This is a genomic window from Pseudarthrobacter sp. W1I19 (genome assembly GCF_030817835.1).
GTDB lineage: Bacteria > Actinomycetota > Actinomycetes > Actinomycetales > Micrococcaceae > Arthrobacter.
Genome location: NZ_JAUSZR010000001.1, coordinates 3,639,272 through 3,656,149 on the forward strand (window position 1 = coordinate 3,639,272; position 16,878 = coordinate 3,656,149).

The 16,878-nt window shown below is 65.2% G+C and carries 13 protein-coding genes; 3 read left to right on the forward strand and 10 right to left on the reverse strand.

Annotated features, from left to right (window positions below):
- Position 1 precedes the first annotated feature (1 nt).
- Positions 2-1,798 carry a maltose alpha-D-glucosyltransferase gene (gene treS / locus QF038_RS16760; RefSeq protein WP_307611457.1) on the reverse strand — a complete coding sequence of 599 codons (1,797 nt, stop codon included), beginning with the start codon at positions 1,796-1,798 and terminating at the stop codon, positions 2-4.
- Positions 1,795-3,876, reverse strand: coding sequence for an alpha-1,4-glucan--maltose-1-phosphate maltosyltransferase (locus QF038_RS16765; protein WP_307611460.1), 2,082 nt, complete (start codon positions 3,874-3,876; stop codon positions 1,795-1,797). Before QF038_RS16765 ends, treS begins: the two co-directional genes overlap by 4 nt.
- Before the next feature lie 153 nt (positions 3,877-4,029).
- Between QF038_RS16765 and glgP the strand changes: the two genes are divergently transcribed.
- Positions 4,030-6,651 carry an alpha-glucan family phosphorylase gene (glgP, locus tag QF038_RS16770; RefSeq protein WP_307611461.1) on the forward strand — a complete coding sequence of 874 codons (2,622 nt, stop codon included), beginning with the start codon at positions 4,030-4,032 and terminating at the stop codon, positions 6,649-6,651.
- A 47-nt stretch (positions 6,652-6,698) separates the two neighbouring features.
- Positions 6,699-8,495 carry a thiamine pyrophosphate-requiring protein gene (locus tag QF038_RS16775; protein WP_307611462.1) on the forward strand — a complete coding sequence of 599 codons (1,797 nt, stop codon included), beginning with the start codon at positions 6,699-6,701 and terminating at the stop codon, positions 8,493-8,495.
- A 13-nt stretch (positions 8,496-8,508) separates the two neighbouring features.
- Here QF038_RS16775 and QF038_RS16780 read toward each other — a convergent pair whose 3' ends face one another.
- From QF038_RS16780 to QF038_RS16815, 8 genes are all read right to left on the reverse strand, one after another.
- Positions 8,509-8,865 carry a barstar family protein gene (locus tag QF038_RS16780; protein ID WP_142059007.1) on the reverse strand — a complete coding sequence of 119 codons (357 nt, stop codon included), beginning with the start codon at positions 8,863-8,865 and terminating at the stop codon, positions 8,509-8,511.
- A gap of 7 nt (positions 8,866-8,872) precedes the next feature.
- Positions 8,873-9,373, reverse strand: coding sequence for a ribonuclease domain-containing protein (locus QF038_RS16785; protein ID WP_307611465.1), 501 nt, complete (start codon positions 9,371-9,373; stop codon positions 8,873-8,875).
- Between the two features lie 16 nt (positions 9,374-9,389).
- The gene (gene glgX / locus QF038_RS16790) at positions 9,390-11,519 is read right to left on the reverse strand and encodes a glycogen debranching protein GlgX (RefSeq protein WP_307611467.1); all 2,130 of its coding nucleotides are present in this window, start codon (positions 11,517-11,519) and stop codon (positions 9,390-9,392) included.
- Between the two features lie 28 nt (positions 11,520-11,547).
- On the reverse strand, positions 11,548-12,537 hold the full coding sequence (gene rlmB / locus QF038_RS16795) for a 23S rRNA (guanosine(2251)-2'-O)-methyltransferase RlmB (protein WP_307611469.1): 990 nt from the start codon (positions 12,535-12,537) through the stop codon (positions 11,548-11,550).
- A 103-nt stretch (positions 12,538-12,640) separates the two neighbouring features.
- Complete coding sequence (gene cysS / locus QF038_RS16800) at positions 12,641-14,107, reverse strand: cysteine--tRNA ligase (protein WP_307611471.1); 1,467 nt, start codon at positions 14,105-14,107, stop codon at positions 12,641-12,643.
- A 9-nt stretch (positions 14,108-14,116) separates the two neighbouring features.
- Positions 14,117-14,629, reverse strand: a complete 513-nt coding sequence (gene ispF / locus QF038_RS16805) for a 2-C-methyl-D-erythritol 2,4-cyclodiphosphate synthase (protein ID WP_307611474.1) — start codon at positions 14,627-14,629, stop codon at positions 14,117-14,119.
- Between the two features lie 2 nt (positions 14,630-14,631).
- The gene (gene ispD, locus QF038_RS16810) at positions 14,632-15,414 is read right to left on the reverse strand and encodes a 2-C-methyl-D-erythritol 4-phosphate cytidylyltransferase (protein ID WP_307611476.1); all 783 of its coding nucleotides are present in this window, start codon (positions 15,412-15,414) and stop codon (positions 14,632-14,634) included.
- A gap of 97 nt (positions 15,415-15,511) precedes the next feature.
- On the reverse strand, positions 15,512-15,994 hold the full coding sequence (locus QF038_RS16815; protein ID WP_011690592.1) for a CarD family transcriptional regulator: 483 nt from the start codon (positions 15,992-15,994) through the stop codon (positions 15,512-15,514).
- A 273-nt stretch (positions 15,995-16,267) separates the two neighbouring features.
- Here QF038_RS16815 and QF038_RS16820 point away from each other — a divergent pair, with 273 nt between their 5' ends.
- A complete protein-coding gene (locus QF038_RS16820) occupies positions 16,268-16,834 on the forward strand; it encodes a hypothetical protein (RefSeq protein ID WP_307613511.1) in 567 nt (188 codons plus the stop codon).
- The last annotated feature ends 44 nt before the right edge of the window (positions 16,835-16,878 follow it).

Here is a 16,878-nt window from a genome sequence, read left to right on the forward strand (position 1 = left end):
GTCAGTTCTCAATCGAGAGGATCGGCATTGCCTGCGTATAGGGGGACGAAGGATTGGACGCTGCCGAGCGGACCCGCAGCCAGAAAAAATCGTGGCTGCCCAGGGTCAGCGTCAGCGTCCCGTCCTCGTTGATGCCAGGAAATGGCTGGCCGCCGAACACATCCCGAAGGCCGCGGCCGGCGTAATCGGGAATGCGCAGCCTGGCGGCCACTGGATGCTGCGAGAGATTGAAGGCACACAGGACGGTTTCACCGTCCACCCCGGCGGAATTGCCGTCCGGCAGCTCCCTCAGGTAGGCCAGCACGGCGTCGTGGTCCGCCTCAACGTGTTTGAAGGAACCGAGGCCGAACGAGGGATGGTTCTTGCGGACGCTGAGGATCTGGCGGGTCCAGCGGAGCAGGGAGCCCGAGTGCGCAGCCTCGGCCTCGACGTTGGCCATGTTGTAGTTATAGACCAGGGACTGGATGACCGGCAGGTAGAGCTTGCCGGGGTCCGCGTGGGAGAAGCCTGCGTTGCGGTCGGGGTTCCACTGCATGGGGGTGCGGACGGCGTCCCGGTCTTCGAGCCAGATGTTGTCCCCCATGCCGATCTCGTCCCCGTAATACAGGAACGGGCTGCCGGGCAGCGAGAGCAGCAGGGCGTTGATCAGTTCGATTTCTGCCCTGGAGTTGTCCAGCAGGGGCGCCAGCCGGCGGCGGATGCCGATGTTGGCCCGCATTCGGGGGTCCGGCGCGTACCAGCCAAGCATGGCGGCCCGCTCGTCCGCGGTGACCATCTCAAGGGTCAGCTCGTCATGGTTCCGCAGGAAGGTTCCCCACTGCGCGCCCTCGGGGATATCCGGTGTGTCCTGCATGGTCTCAATGATGGGCGCGGCCTTTTGGTCCCGGAGCGCGTAGTACAGGCGCGGCATGATCGGGAAATGGAAGGCCATGTGGCATTCGGGTTCCTCTTCCGTGCCGAAGTACTCCACCACCTCGTTGGGCGGCTGGTTGGCCTCAGCAATGATGACGCGGCCGGGGTAACTCTCGTCCACCATGGCGCGCAGCCTGCGGAGGAATTCGTGGGTGGCTGGCAGGTTCTCGCAGTTGGTGCCCTCCTCCTCATAAAGGTAGGGGATGGCGTCGGCACGGAACCCGTCGATGCCCTGGTCGAGCCAGAACCGCACCACGTCGAACAGGGCCTCGATGACCTTGGGGTTCTCGAAGTTCAGGTCGGGCTGGTGGCTGAAGAACCGGTGCCAGAAAAACTGCCGCCGGATGGGGTCGAACGTCCAGTTTGATTCCTCGGTGTCCACAAAGATGATCCGGGCGTCCTGGTACTTCTCGTCCGTGTCACTCCACACATAGAAGTCGCCGTACGGGCCGTCGGGGTCCTTCCGCGATTCCTGGAACCACGGATGCTGGTCCGAGGTGTGGTTCAGGGGCAGGTCGATGATGACCCGCACGCCCCTGGCGTGTGCTTCCGCCACCAGCCGCTTGAAATCGGTAATGGTGCCGAACTCGTCCAGCACCGAGTTGTAGTCGGAGATGTCGTATCCGCCGTCGCGCAGCGGCGACTGGAAGAACGGGGGCAGCCAGAGGCAGTCCACGCCCAGCCACTGCAGGTAGTCGAGCCTGTCGATGAGGCCCGAGAAATCTCCCGAGCCGTCACCGTTGGCATCCGCAAAAGCTCTGACGAGGACCTCATAGAAAACGGCCTTCCGGTACCACAGAGGATCGTGCTGCAGGCCCGGCGCGTTCAGTTCGAAGGTGCTCTTCGGCGTGAAATGCCGGCCCGAACTTTGCGGATTAAAACTCACTGATGCGCTCTCCTGACACTCAGGATGTGTGCGGGCTCAACGTGCGGGTCGAGGCGGACGTAGTTGAATTCGCCCCATTCCCAGCTTTCCCCGGAAATGAGGTCGTCCACATAAAAGCCGCCGTTCGCAGTGCGGTCTTCCGGGTCCAGCTCCAGGGCCGCGAGGTCCAGGGAGACACTGCACTCCTTGGTGACGTGTGGATCCACGTTCACCACCACGATGATGGTGTCCTTGGATCCGTCCGGGAGCGTTTTGTGCTTCGAGTAGGCAACCGTGGAATTGTCCGTTGTGTGATGCACGGTGAGGTTCTGCAGGTCCTGCAGCGCGGGGTGCGCGTGCCGGAGCTCGTTCAACCGGGTGATGTACGGTGCCAGGGTCCGCCCGGAGTGGGCCGCGGCGTCCCAGTCACGCGCTTTGTATTCGAACTTTTCATTGTCGATGTACTCTTCGGCTCCGGGCCGGGCAACGTGCTCATAAAGTTCGTAGCCGGCGTAGACGCCCCACAGGGGGCTTGCCGTGGACGCCAGCGCGGCCCTGATCTTGAAGGCCGCCGGGCCGCCGAACTGGAGGTATTCGGTGAGGATGTCCGGGGTGTTCACAAAGAAGTTGGGCCGGAAGAAGGCGGGGGACTCGTGGCTGACTTCGGTGAAGTAGTCCTCGATCTCCTTCTTGGTGTTCCGCCAGGTGAAGTAGGTGTAGGACTGCTGGAACCCGGCCCGGCCCAGCGCGTGCATCATGGCGGGGCGGGTGAAGGCTTCCGCGAGGAAGACAACGCCCGGAACCTCTTTATTCACCTCCGCAATGAGCCATTCCCAGAACCACACCGGTTTGGTGTGCGGGTTATCGACGCGGAATATCTTTACGCCGTGGCTGACCCACAGCAGGACAATACGCAGAATTTCGTTTGAGAGCCCCTCCGGGTCATTATCGAAATTCAGGGGGTAAATGTCCTGGTACTTCTTGGGCGGGTTTTCGGCATAGGCAATGCTGCCGTCCACCCGGGTGGTGAACCATTCCGGGTTCGACTGGACCCAGGGGTGGTCCGGCGCGGCCTGCAGGGCCAGGTCCAGGGCAACTTCCAGGCCCAGTTCGTTGGCCCGCGCTACAAAAGCATCGAAGTCCTCGAACGTGCCAAGGTCCGGATGGATGGCGTCGTGGCCGCCTTCCTTGGCGCCGATGGCCCACGGCGACCCGGGATCGTTGGGGCCGGCGATCAGTGTGTTGTTGGGACCCTTGCGGTGCTGGACGCCGATGGGGTGGATGGGCGGCATGTACAGGACGTCGAAGCCCATGGCAGCAACGGCGTCCAGGCGCTTCGCAGCTGTGCGGAAGTTGCCGGAGGTCCAGGTACCCGTTTCGTGGTTGCGGACCGCGCCTTCGGAACGGGGGAAGAACTCGTACCAGGCGCCGCGGCCGGCGAGGTCGCGCTCAACCAGCAGCGGGAACTGCTCGGAGATTGTCACCAGTTCGCGAATGGGCTCGCGGCGCACGATTTCGGCCACCCCGTTGCTGAACCCGGCGGCGAGGCGCTCTTCGGGGCTGAGCGACCTGTCTGCCAGCCGGTCGGCGACCCAGCGCAATGTTGCCCGGTCCGCCTCGCTGCGGGAGCAGTCCTCGGAGGCTTCACCCAGCAGCGCCGCGCCCTCGGCGAGCATCAGTTCCACGTCGATTCCGGCAGCCACCTTCACCTCGGCGTTGTGGTGCCAGGTGCCGTAGCGGTCGTGCCAGGCTTCGATGACAAAGGACCAGTTGCCAACGTCCGACGGCGTGAGCACACCTTCCCAGCGGTCCGTTCCCATGCCGCGTTCCCCGCGTGGAGGTGCGAGCCTCACGCGCTGGCGCTCGTTGCCTTCGGGATCCAGGAGCACGGCACTGACTCCGAGCATGTCATGCCCCTCGCGGAACGCCGTGGCTCCAACGACTATCCCCTCACCCGGCAGGGCCTTGGCGGGGAATCTTCCACCTTCCACCACCGGCTGCACGGCGGTGATGGGAAAACGTCCAAACCGGAGGCCGTCAGTGATGCGGACCTTCGGTTTATTGTCTAATGCGGCACTGGTTCCTGAGTTAGTCGTCACACGCTCGACGTTAGCGAGAAATGGCGAAGATTGCTAAGCCTGCTCCCTAATTTTGTTGCGGGCTGCGTCATTTCCTGGACGCCAACAGTCATTTACCCAAAAGAAACCCAAAGCTGGTTCCGGCTGCCCATGTTGTCCGTTAGTGTGACGCAGGTGAAGGCAATCCGCAGATTTACGGTCCGAACAGTCCTCCCCGAGCCCATCCGCCCGCTGGCCCGGCTGGCCAGCAATTTGCGCTGGTCCTGGCACCGCCCCACCCGCGAACTCTTCGCCGGGCTGAACCCCCGGCTCTGGACTGAAAGCGGTGAGGATCCGGTCGGTTTCCTGGGCCTGGTGAGCCGCGAAGAGCTGCAGCAGCTGGCTGCGGACCAGTCGGTGGTGGAACGCGTACGCGCCGCCGAGGAGGACCTCGACCGCTACCTCGAGGAGCCACGCTGGTACCAGGGCCTGGGGCCGGACGCGCCGGCCGCGATTGCCTACTTCTCCCCCGAATTCGGCATCACTGAAGTCCTTCCGCAGTACTCCGGCGGCCTTGGCATCCTGGCCGGCGACCACCTGAAGGCCGCCTCGGACCTTGGCGTGCCCCTGATCGGCGTTGGCCTGCTGTACCAGGCCGGGTACTTCAAGCAGTCCCTCTCCCGGGATGCCTGGCAGCAGGAAACCTACCCGGTCCTGGATCCTGACGGTCTCCCGCTCACCCTGCTCCGCGAGCCTTCCCCGGACGGCAACGGCCGCCCCCTGCAGGTCTCGCTGCCCCTTCCCAACAACCGGCGCCTGCTGGCACACATCTGGCGGGCCGACGTCGGCCGTGTCCCGCTGCTGCTCCTGGATTCCAACGTCCCGGGCAACGACGAAGCGGCCCGCAGCATCACCGACCGCCTGTACGGCGGCGGCGGGGACCACCGGCTGCAGCAGGAGCTGCTGCTGGGCATGGGCGGAGTCAAGGCACTGCGCGCCTTCCAGAAGCTCACCGGAACGGTGGCCCCGGAGGTTTTCCACACCAACGAGGGCCACGCCGGCTTCCTGGGCATCGAACGCATCCAGGAACTGATGGCCGGGGACGAGGCACTGACCTTTGACGAGGCATTGGCTGCCGGCCGTGCATCCACCGTTTTCACCACCCACACGCCGGTGCCTGCGGGCATCGACCGCTTTGAGATCGCGCAGATCCACCACTTCTTCCAGGCCGGCCTGGCACCGGATGTGCCAGTGGACCGGATCCTGGAACTGGGCAGGGAAAACTACGCCGACGGCAACGCGTCAGTGTTCAACATGGCCGTGATGGGCTTGCGGCTGGCACAGCGTGCCAACGGCGTGGCCAAGCTGCACGGGGAAGTGTCCCGCGGCATGTTCTCTGCCCTGTGGCCGGGATTCGACCACTCCGAAGTACCCATCACGTCTGTCACCAACGGCGTGCACGTGCCGACGTGGGTGGACAGCAGGATTTCCAAGCTCGCCCGGGACCAGTTCGGCAGCGAAGCGGAAGCCAACGGCCGGTGGGACCTGGCCTACAACGTCAGCGATGCCGACGTGTGGGCATTGCGCCGCGAGATGCGGGCAGCCCTGGTGGAGGATGTCCGCAAGCGGCTGCGCGCCGCCTGGAAGAAACGCGGCGCCGCGGACGCCGAGCTGGGCTGGACGGACAACGTCCTGGACCCGGACGTGCTCACCATCGGGTTCGCCCGCCGTGTTCCCACGTACAAGCGCCTCACGCTGATGCTGCGCGAGCCCGAAAGGCTCAAGGCACTGCTGCTGCACAAGGAACACCCCATCCAGCTGGTCATCGCCGGCAAATCCCACCCCGCTGACGACGCGGGCAAAAAGATGATCCAGGACCTGGTCCGCTTCACGGATGATCCCGAGGTCCGCCACCGCATCGCGTTCCTGCCGAACTACGACATCGCGATGGCGCGCACCCTCTTCCCGGGCTGCGATGTGTGGTTGAACAACCCGCTCCGTCCGCTTGAGGCCTGCGGAACCTCGGGCATGAAGGCCGCCCTGAACGGTTCGCTGAACCTCTCCGTCCTGGACGGCTGGTGGGACGAGATGTACGACGGCGAAAACGGCTGGGCGATTCCCACCGCCAATAACGGCGCATCGCCGGAGGAACGCGACGATATCGAGGCCGCCGCCCTGTATGAACTCCTGGAAACCCAGGTGGCGCCGCGCTTCTACGGCAGCACGGTGTCCGAAAGCGCGGGCGCCGCAGGGCCGTCCACAGCGTCGGGTGCCGAGAAGGTGCCGACGCACTGGGTATCCATGATCAAGCACACGCTCTCGCACCTGGGACCGAAGGTCTCGGCCGAGCGTATGCTGCGCGACTACGTGAACATCCTCTACCGCCCGGCGGCGGAGGCGGGACGCAGCGCCGGTGCGAATTCGTACTCGCAGGCCCGCAACCTCGCAGCCTGGACGGCCAACGTCCGCTCCGCCTGGCCGCACGTGCACGTTGAGCATGTGGACTCGGTAGGGGTTTCCGAGGATCCGCAGATCGGCGACACCCTCCAGGTCAATGCCTACGTGGCCCTGAACAGCCTCACCCCCGAGGACGTCAGCGTGGAAGTGGCCTACGGCCGGGCCGAGGAAAGCGACACTTTGGCTGAGATCACCGTGATGGAACTCAAAGTCCAGGAAGACCTGGGCAGCGGCCGGCACCTGTTCAGCGGTTCCCTGGTGATCGACCGTTCCGGGTCCTTCGGTTATACCGTCAGGGTGCTGCCGCGGCATGACGCACTGGCATCCAAGGCTGAGCTGGGACTGATCGTTAACGCGTAAGGGCTGACGCCGGACGCGCGGCAGGAGAAACGCAGCAGGAGGAACCCATGAACGACCGTACGGTGGCAGACCTGATAGTTGACCGGCTCGAAACATGGGGCGTCAGCCGCGTGTTCGGCTACAGCGGGGACGGGATCAACGGGTTCATGGGGGCCTTGCGCCGGGCGGAAGGCCGCGTTGAATTCGTGCAGGCACGGCACGAGGAAACCGCGGCCTTTATGGCAGTGGGCCACGCCAAGTACACCGGCGGGGTGGGTGTAGTGACCTCCACCCAGGGGCCGGGCGCCGTCCACCTGCTGAACGGCCTGTACGACGCAAAGCTCGACGGCGTCCCCGTGGTGGCCATCGTGGGCCAGCAAAGCCGCACCGTGCTGGGCTCGGCCTACATGCAGGAAATCGAGCTTACCGTTCTGTTCAAGGACGTTGCAGCCCAGTTCGTGCAACAGGTCAGCGCCCCTGAGCAGCTGCCCATGGTCCTGGACCGTGCGTTCCGGACGGCAAAGGCCACCTCGTCGCCCTGCGTGGTGATCCTGCCGCATGACATCCAGTCCGCGCCCGCGCCCGAGCTGGAGCAGCAGCACGGCGTGGTGGTCACCGCACCCTCCTGGAGCACCTCTGCCAAGATCCCTCGAACGGAAGACCTGGAGGCGGCCGCCGTGATCCTCAACGGCGCCACGAAGGTGGCGCTCCTTGTTGGCCAGGGCGCCCGCCACGCCGGGGCGGACGTGGTGGCTGTCGCCGAACAGCTTGGCGCCGGGATCGCCACCAGCCTGTTGGGCAAACCGTACGTGGACGAAACCCTGCCCTTTGCCGTGGGCACGATGGGACATTTGGGGAGCACGGCAAGTGCGCACCTGCTGGGAAACTGCGACGCCCTGCTCATTGTGGGTTCGAACGATCCCTGGACGGAGTTTTATCCGCCGCCCGGCGCCGCCCGGGCCGTCCAGATCGACATCGACGAGCGGAAGATCGGCAACCGCTACCCGGTCGAAGTCGGCCTGGCCGGCGACGCCGCGGCCGCACTCCAGGCGCTCAGTTCACGGCTGACGGCGCGTCCCCGCGGACAGTGGCGTGACGACGTCGAACAGGAAGTGGTCCGCTGGCGGGCGTTGGCGGAGGAACGCGCAGCTGTCCCGGCCAGCCCGGTGAACCCGGAGCGGGTGGTGCGGGAGCTGAACGGCCGGCTGCCGGCCAACGCGCAGTTAAGTATCGACGTCGGCAGTTGCGTTTACTGGTATGCCCGCCAGCTGGTCCTTCCGCCAGGCGTTCCAGCGCACCTTTCGGGCACGCTGGCCAGCATGGGCTGCTCCATCCCGTACGGCATTGCCGCAAAGCTTGCGCACCCGGACCGGCCGCTGGTGGCACTGGCCGGGGACGGCGCCATGCAGATGGCCGGGATCGCCGAACTGGTAACCGTGGCGCACCGCTGGCGGCAGTGGCAGGACCCGCGGTTCATTGTGTGCGTCTTCAACAACCGGGAGCTCACGGAAGTCACCTGGGAGCAGCGCGAGTCCGAGGGCGAGCCCAGGTTCCGGGACAGCCAGGAGCTCCCGGACTTTCCGTTCGCGGGCTACGCCGAACTGCTGGGTTTCACGGGTATCCGGGTGGAGGATCCGGAGCTTCTTGGGGACGCCTGGGAGCGGGCGTTCGCAGCGGACCGGCCGGTGGTGATCGAGGTCCTGACCGACCCCGAGGTTCCCCTCCTCCCACCCTTCCCGGGTGGGAAGGCGAAGGCCGAAAGCATGCGCAAGGCCCTTGCCGAAGAGGACGGCGGCGGCCGGGCACTGGACCTGCTGGACACGTACACCGGGCAGGAAGAGCGCGGCCAGGGCGGGGCTGGTTGAAACAGGGCTGGGCTTAGAGCAGGACGGCGGTAACGGCCAGGTCCTTTCCGGCATAGCGCTCGGCGTCCTGGAGGACCTCGCACATGACCCCGAAGGACCGGTCGGCGCGGAACGGGGCAGCCACCTGCCAGAGGACCGTGACCGGCGGATTGCCGTTCTCCGTGATGCTGTCCGCGAAGTCATGGAGTGAATCGTTGAGGGCATCCAGGTTCACGCCGTAGTGTTCCGGGAAGTTCAGGACCTCGCCAAAGGTTTCCAGGACGGCTCTTTTGCTGTCGGCTGCGGGAACCACCAGGCTGCGGCGTCCGGCGTCTGCCACCTGCTCCTGCAGCTCTTCCAAGGTCCAGGTATCGCCGGAGTAGATCTTCATGGCTGTGTTAGCTGCCTTCCACTATGAATCGAAATGTCTCGTAGTGATCATCGGTGTAGTACTTTTCCCCGCCATCGCCGGCGACGATGCGCCGGGCTCCCCGATCTGATTCTCCGGGCGTGGGCACAGTGTATTCGCGGTAATAGCCCCTGTCCCTCCGCGGGAGGATCCGTTCAAAGTTTCCGAACGCCTGGTTGTCCTGGCTGTAGCGGAAGGGTCCCCCGGCCCGTATGAGGCCAAGCGTGCTCCGGGCTTCGGCAGGAAGGGCGGACTCGCGCACCTCCCGCAGTCCTGACGGGTTGTCCGGGACGGATGCAGGGGGCGCAGCGGCGCCCCCTGAGCCGGGCGCAGCAGCGGTGGGTGCAGGCGGCACCGGGGCAGCGCTCGAGGTGCCATCCGCCGTCGTACTTTGCGTCAGCTGGCCCAGGACTCCGGTGCCGCCGAACGCCAGGAGCGCCAGCACAACAAATGCGGTCAGCAGCAAGGGCAGGATGTTGCGGTTGCGCATGGATTCTCCGGGGCGGCTACGTGCGGTAGATGTTGATGGAGTTGGCCTCGACGAGGTCCTTCTCCCCAGGGGAAACCCTGAGGCCCTGCCGGAGCTCGTGCAGCGGCGATGTGGTCAGCCGGAGCTCGAACTGGCGGTGGTCGGCGCCTTCTGCAGCGACGCGGGGCAGGGTGATCTGCACGTCCGAGGTATTGCCGTTCACGACCACCAGGCCGGCCAGGGTGCCGTCGTCGGAGCCGAGCAGGAGCTGCACCACGCGGTGCTGCGGATCATTCCAGCGTTCCATCGACATAGGCTGGCCGGTGTGGTCGAACCAGTGGAGATAGGACTGTCCGTCCTGCACCGGGAAGTCATGGGGCTGTGCGGCCAGGAACTCCTTCCGCAGGCGGATGTAACGCTTGGTGCTGCGGAGCATCTCGTGGGATTCGGGCGTCGCGGTCCAGTCGAGCCAGGCGATGGCGTTGTCCTGGCAGTAGGCGTTGTTGTTTCCCTGCTGGGTCCGCGCCAGCTCGTCTCCCGCGGTGATCATGGGGACGCCGAGGGATACCATCAGCGAAGCCATCAGGTTCCGGCGCGACTGCGCACGCGCGGCGAGGATGGCGCCGTCCTCGGTGGGGCCTTCAAAACCGTGGTTGTAGCTGCGGTTGTCGCCGTGCCCGTCCCGGTTCTGCTCGCCGTTGGCCTCGTTGTGCTTCCGGTCATAAGAGACAAGATCGTTCATGGTGAAGCCATCGTGGGAGGTGATGTAGTTCAGCGACGCCAGGCGTGAACGGCCGGACGCGGCGAAGAGGGCGGCGGACCCTGAGAGCACGTCCGCGAGCCTGGACACCGAACCGCCCTGGCCGCCGGACTCAAGGGAAGCCCGGTCCGCCAGCCAGAAGGAGCGCACGGCGTCGCGGAAGTGGTCGTTCCAGTCTGCCCAGCCCGCCGGGAACCGCCCGGTCTGCCAGCCGCCGTAGCCCACATCCCAGGGTTCGGCGATAAGCTTCACATCGGACAGGACGGGATCCGCTGCAATGTCTTCCAGGAACGGGTGTTTGGGATCGAACTCGTTGGCGGCATTCCGGCAGAGCGTCACCGCCAAGTCAAACCGGAAGCCGTCGATGTGGAACTCATCCACCCAGTACCGCAATGAGTCCAGGACCAGTTGCACCACTTGGGGCCGGGAAAAGTCCAGGCTGTTGCCGCAACCAGTGGTGTCCACATACTTGCCGTTCCCGTCGGTGCGGTAGTAGGTGTCCTCCCCCAGGCCCCGGAAGCTGAACGTCTGGCCACCGGCACCGCCCTCGGCCGTGTGGTTGTACACCACGTCCAGGATGACTTCCAGCCCGGCGGCGTGCAGCGCCTTGACCATGCCCTTGAACTCGTCCTGGACCGCCTGGGGGCCGGCCTCCTGCGCCGCCCTGGTGGCGTAGCCGGGGTGCGGGGCGAAAAAGACGGCGGTGTTGTAACCCCAGTAGTTGGTCAGGCCCAGGTCCTGTAAATGCGGTTCATCCAGATGGAAGTGCACGGGCAGCAGTTGGACGGACGTGATACCCAGGCTTTTAAAGTGCTCAACGATGGCAGGGTGGGCCAGGCCGGCGTAGGTGCCGCGGAGTTCCCGGGGGACGTCCGGGTGGAGCATGCTCTGCCCGCGGACATGGGCCTCATAGACAATGGTGTCCCGCCACGGCAGCTTCAGCCGCGAGTCCTCTCCCCAGTCGAAATCGCCGGCCGTCCGCACGCTCGCCAGGAAACCCTCTGACTGGTCCACGGCGCGGCCGTAAGGGTCCAGCAGCAGCGGCTGCCCGCCGTCGTCGTCCATGCCGCCCGCCGGCACAGCCAGTGGCAGGGACTCCCCGCCGGCCGCTTTCCGGAAGCCATATCTGGAACCGTATGGCAGGTTGTCCACTATCCCGTGATGGACGTCCTGGCTCACATTGGGAAGCGCCTGGACACGCCAGTCGCCGCCGGGAGCCTTGTAGACAATTTCCAGGTTCCGGACCCCGGGGGCGTAACAGGCAACGTTGGCCTGCGCAGCGGGCCCCTTTCCGTTGCCGGTTGAGCCTCCACGGGCCGTGGCCGCGCGCGGGACACTGACACCGAGTGGAACAGCCGTTGAGGCATCCGTGGCGGAAGCAGCAGTATCAAAGAGCGGCATAACCATCACCTAAATTTTAGCCGCCACTGACCTGCTATTTTGCCGCGCGCTGGCGGGACACTTCATACAGCGAGATGCCAACGGCCATCGAGGCGTTCAGGGATTCCATCGCGGAGTCGATCGGAATGGACACAATCTGGTCGCAGTTTTCGCGGACCAGGCGGCTGAGGCCCTTGCCTTCGGAGCCCACCACGATGCATACGGGTTCGGTGGCGAGGGTGAGGTCCGGAAGAGAGACGTCGCCGTCGCCGTCCAAGCCCAGGACAAAGATGCCCATGTTCTTGAACTGCTTCAGCGCGTTGTTCAGATTGGAGGCGCGTGCCACCGGGACACGCACGGCCGCCCCGGCGCTGGTTTTCCAAGCGGAGGCGGTGACGCCCACTGAGCGGCGTTCGGGGACGATCACGCCGTGGCCGCTGAAGGCGGATACGGAGCGGATGATGGCGCCCAGGTTGCGGGGGTCCGTGATGCCGTCGAGGGCGACGAAGAGCGGCGCGTTGCCGATATAGCCTTTTTTCCACTTCGCCACAGTGTCTTCGGCGAGTTCGTAAGCGTCCTGATACTCGTAGGGCGGGATCTGGAGCACCAGGCCCTGGTGCACTGCGTCATCGGTCATCCGGTCCAGCTCGGGTTTACCGGTCTCCATCAACGGGATGCCGCGCTCGGCAGCAATCTTCAGGGATTCCTTGACCCTGTCATCCATTTCGATGCGGATGGCCACGTGCAGGGCTTTGGCGGGGATGCCGGCCCGGAGCGCTTCGACTACCGAGTTGCGGCCGGTGACCACTTCTTCGGTGGCGCGTCCCTTGGGGCCGGACTTGGCCGCACCGGCGCTGCGGGCACCCGGGTTGCGCTTGGCGGCGGAGCGCTCGGAGAGCTGCTTGGCCTTGTGCGCTTTGTGGTACGGGCGGTCCTCCGCCTTGGGCGTAGGACCCTTGCCTTCGAGGGCCTTGCGGCCATGGCCACCGGTTCCGATGGTTGGGCCCTTCTTCGCTTTAACCGATCGGCGACCATTGTTGGCCATTGTGTTCCACCCTTGATTGTGTTGACTGAATCTGCCTACCAGTCTACTGACCGAAGAAAAATCGAGCGATCCGCGGTTTGGGTGTCCGGTGCCGGGTGGGGTGTCAGTCCCGTTTCAGGCTCCAGGTTGGGCCGTCCGGCCCGTCCTCCACCACAACGCCGGCCTGGTTGAGGGTGTCCCGGATGGCGTCGGATGCTGCCCAGTTCTTTTCGGCCCTGGCAGCTGCCCGGGCGTCCAGCTGTGCCTGCACCAGGACGTCGAGGGCGGCGGCTTCCTTGCTGTTGCCGGCGTCTGAACCGGCCACTGCGTTGAGACCGAGGACGTCGGTCATCACTGCCACCGTGTGCATTGCGAGTCGGGCCGCGTCATCATTGCCTTCGGCAAGGGCGGTGTTGCCGGCGCGCACCGTTTCGTGAAGTGCTGCCAGTGCGCGCGGTACGTTGAGGTCATCATCCATGGCTTCGGAGAAGGCACTCAGTGTGTCCGGGGAGGAGCCGTACGTGCCGGGTACAAAACCGGCGTCAGTTCCGAACCTGGCGGCGGCTTTGGCGAGGAACCCGTCAATGCGTTCGACGGCGGCCGCGGCTTCCTGCAGCGAGGTGGGACGGTAGTCCAGGATTGAGCGGTAGTGCGCCTGGCCGAGGTAGTACCGGACCACCCGGGGCGGGGCCAGTTCCAGCATCTCGGCCGGGCTGACGGTGTTCCCGATGGACTTGGACATCTTTTCGCCCTCGTAGGTGACCATGCCGTTGTGCATCCAGAAGTTGGCGAACGGGTGGCCTGCCGCCTGGGACTGGGCCAGCTCGTTTTCATGGTGCGGGAACCGCAGGTCCAGGCCGCCGCCGTGGATATCGAACTCGGTGCCGAGATATTTAGTGACCATGGCCGAGCATTCCAGGTGCCAGCCCGGCCGGCCGGCACCCCAGGGCGAAGCCCAGCTTGCCGTCGCCGGTTCTCCGACCTTGGAACCCTTCCACAGCGCGAAGTCGCGGGGATCGCGCTTGCCCCGGGGGTCGGCGTCGGGAGCTGCCTGCATGTCATCGATGTTCTGACGGGTGAGGGAACCGTATTTGCTCCAGGAACGGACGTCGAAGTAGACATCGCCGGAGTCGTCCAGCGCCGGGTAGGCGTGGCCGCGGTCGATCAATTGCTGGATGAGCGCATGCATTTCCGGGATGTGGCCGGTGGCGCGGGGTTCGTAGGTGGGACGGGAGACGCCCAGGGCGTCGTAGGCCTTCAGGAACTCCTGCTCGTAACGGTAAGCGAGGGCCCACCACTCTTCCCCGGGCACTTCCCCGGGCTCAGGCGCGAAACCCGGTGCGAAGGATGCCTCGGACTTGGCAAGGATCTTGTCGTCGATGTCCGTGACGTTCCGGACCACCGTGACCCGGAGGCCGCGGTATTGCAGCCAGCGGGTGAGCTGGTCGAAGGCAATGGCGGAGCGGATATGGCCAACATGGGGCATGCCCTGCACCGTGGCGCCGCAGTAGTAGAGGCTGGCCTTGCCCTCGACGAGGGGGACGAAGTTCCGGACTTCGGCGGAGGCAGTGTCATAGAAGCGCAGGGTCACCGCTCCAGATTAGCCGATGGGGCCGGGCTGGCTTGGATACACCAGTGCAGTGGCCACAGCGCTGATGCCTTCGCCGCGGCCCGCGAACCCCAGCCCGTCGCTGGTGGTGGCGGTAACGCTGACGGGCGCGCCGGCCGCCTCGCTGAGAACGCGTTGTGATTCCTCCCGCCGGGGGCCGAACTTGGGCCGGTTGGCCACGAACTGGACCGCAACATTGCCGATCTCAAAACCGGCGGCGCGCACAATCCGGGCGGCTTCCGAGAGCAGCGTTACCCCGGACGCGCCGGCGAACTCAGGGCGGCTGGTTCCGAAGTGCGTTCCGAGGTCGCCGATGCCCGCTGCCGAAAAAAGGGCGTCAGCGGCCGCGTGGGCCACCGGGTCACCGTCGGAGTGCCCGGCCAGGCCACGTTCCCCCTCCCAGAAGAGGCCGCCAAGCCAGAGCGGACGGGGCGCGTCATCCGCGGCGTAGGCATGGACATCCAGTCCTATGCCGGTGCGGGGAAGAATCGCTGTGATGTCCATGCCTAGCCTTCCACCCACCGGGCGCCCAGGGGCCCTTCCAGCAGTCCCTCGGCAATGATCAGGTCCAGCGGGGTGGTGATCTTCAGTGACTGGCTGGAACCGCGGACCGCGTGGACCGGCGTGCCCAGCATCTCCACGAGCATGGCGTCATCGGTCACGGCGGCGGACTGCTGCGGGTCCAGGGTCCGGGCGGCCTCGTGCGCTTTCAGGAGGGTGCCGAGCTGGAAGCCCTGGGGTGTCTGCACGGCGCGCAGTTCCTCCCGCGGCGCGGTACCGGTCACGATCTCCGGCGCCAGGGCGCTGTCCTCCCCGGTGGTCGCCGCAACGGTTTTGACGGTATCCACAACGGCGACGGCGGGAATCACCGCGGCAGCGCCGGCCGCCAGGGCGTCAGTCACCCGGTGGAAGACGGATTCGGGGGTCAGTGCACGGGCTGCGTCGTGGACCAGGACCGCCTCGATCCCGTCCATCAGGGCAGCAATACCAGCCCGGACGGAGTCAGCGCGGGTGGCGCCGCCGTCGACAATCGAAAGGAGGGGGCCGCCGTCGGCCAGTTCCTCCCTGAAGTCCTCGCACAGCTGCCGCAGGGCGGTGTCCGCGGCCGGCAGCGCAATGCACACCTGGCTGCTGACGCCGGAGGCAACGATCCCCCGCAGGGCATGCATCAGAATTGGTTCGCCGCCCAGGGGCACGGCTGCTTTGGGCATGCCGTAGCCAAGCCGCTGCCCGGAGCCGGCGGCCACCAGGATCACGGCGGTGACAAGGCGGGTGGGAGTTTCGCTCATGCGGACTAGCCTACGTCGCTGCGGCCCGCCCCGCCCGGACCTGAATCCGGGCAAAAAGAAGCCCCGGCGGCACTTGGGTGCCACCAGGGTTCAATTCTTAGGAAGCCAGGACCTCGTCGAGAACGCTTGCAGCCTTCTCCTCGTCGGTCTTTTCAGCCAGCGCCAGTTCTGAAATCAGAATCTGCCGGGCCTTGGCCAGCATTCGCTTCTCGCCTGCGGAAAGGCCCCGGTCGTGATCGCGGCGCCACAGGTCGCGGACGACCTCTGCTACCTTGATGACGTCACCGGAAGCAAGCTTCTCCAGATTTGCCTTGTACCTGCGTGACCAGTTGGTGGGCTCTTCGGTGAACTCGGCGCGAAGCACATCAAACACGTGCTCCAGGCCTTCCTTGCCCACTACGTCCCGAACCCCAACAAGATCAACATTCTCTGCTGGAACTTCAATGGTCAGATCACCCTGAGCCACCTTGAGCTTGAGATACATTTTCTCTTCGCCCTTGATGGTGCGCATCTTGATTTCTTCAATCTTCGCAGCACCGTGGTGAGGGTAAACTACTGTCTCGCCGACCTCAAATACCATGTGGACATTTCCCCTTTCCCGCAGACCAGTTTATCACGATTCAGGCATATGACCGGCCGGCAAAAGGGCCCCGAACCGCGAAAATCCGCGGAAAAACAGCACAATCGACCCCCTCAACCCCCTTGACGAAAGCGGATAATAGTGCATCGCGTGCGCTCTGCCAAGGGTGATGTGACGGCCCTCGAATCCTCGTTTGACCCCGTTTGCGGCTAGGCTATGGGCTGAATAATCTTTCAAAACCCTCGAGGAGTACGTGACGTGCGTTTCACTGCGATGACCCGGGCCCAGCGCGCCAAACTGGCATTGACCGGGGCCGCCATTGGCGTCGGCCTGCTGACGGCAGGTTGCGGATACATCACACCCCAGCAGACAAACCATCAGTACTCCGCGTCGGACGGCATCCGCGCCGATCTCGGCCCGCTCCAGCTGCGCAACATCCTCATCGTTTCTTCCGGCGAGGATGAGCCCGGCCGTGTGATTGGTGCCGTCTACAACTCATCCTCCAAGGATGTAACGCTGAAACTGAACGGCGCTGAGGGCTCGCAGACGGAAGTGCCGGTCAAGGCCAACTCCTACACACTGCTGAATGAGAGCTCGGATGAGGCGATCCTGAGCACGTCCGGCGGGGCCCCCGGTTCGCTGGTGGACATCAAGGTCACCGAAGACGGCACCAACGTCAGCAACACGGTGAAGGTTCCTGTACTGGATGCAACGCTGCCGGAGTACAAGGAATACCTGCCCGCCGGCAGTACTCCCTCACCGAGCACCTCGGCTACCCCGTCCTCGACGGCTTCCGGAAGCGCAACGTCCTCACCGTCGGCCGGCGGAACGGGCCACTAGGTCCGGACGGGTCCAACACGGACGTATCGAACACAGGGAAAGGG

Bases quoted from the DNA above. Each gene is read 5' to 3' on its own strand.
- QF038_RS16775 (WP_307611462.1), top strand. From the start codon at position 6,699: ATGAACGACCGTACGGTGGCAGACCTGATAGTTGACCGGCTCGAAACA.
- QF038_RS16780 (WP_142059007.1), bottom strand. From the start codon at position 8,865: ATGAAGATCTACTCCGGCGATACCTGGACCTTGGAAGAGCTGCAGGAG.
- QF038_RS16785 (WP_307611465.1), bottom strand. From the start codon at position 9,373: ATGCGCAACCGCAACATCCTGCCCTTGCTGCTGACCGCATTTGTTGTG.
- glgX (WP_307611467.1), bottom strand. From the start codon at position 11,519: ATGGTTATGCCGCTCTTTGATACTGCTGCTTCCGCCACGGATGCCTCA.
- rlmB (WP_307611469.1), bottom strand. From the start codon at position 12,537: ATGGCCAACAATGGTCGCCGATCGGTTAAAGCGAAGAAGGGCCCAACC.
- ispF (WP_307611474.1), bottom strand. From the start codon at position 14,629: ATGGACATCACAGCGATTCTTCCCCGCACCGGCATAGGACTGGATGTC.
- ispD (WP_307611476.1), bottom strand. From the start codon at position 15,414: ATGAGCGAAACTCCCACCCGCCTTGTCACCGCCGTGATCCTGGTGGCC.
- QF038_RS16815 (WP_011690592.1), bottom strand. From the start codon at position 15,994: ATGGTATTTGAGGTCGGCGAGACAGTAGTTTACCCTCACCACGGTGCT.
- QF038_RS16820 (WP_307613511.1), top strand. From the start codon at position 16,268: ATGACCCGGGCCCAGCGCGCCAAACTGGCATTGACCGGGGCCGCCATT.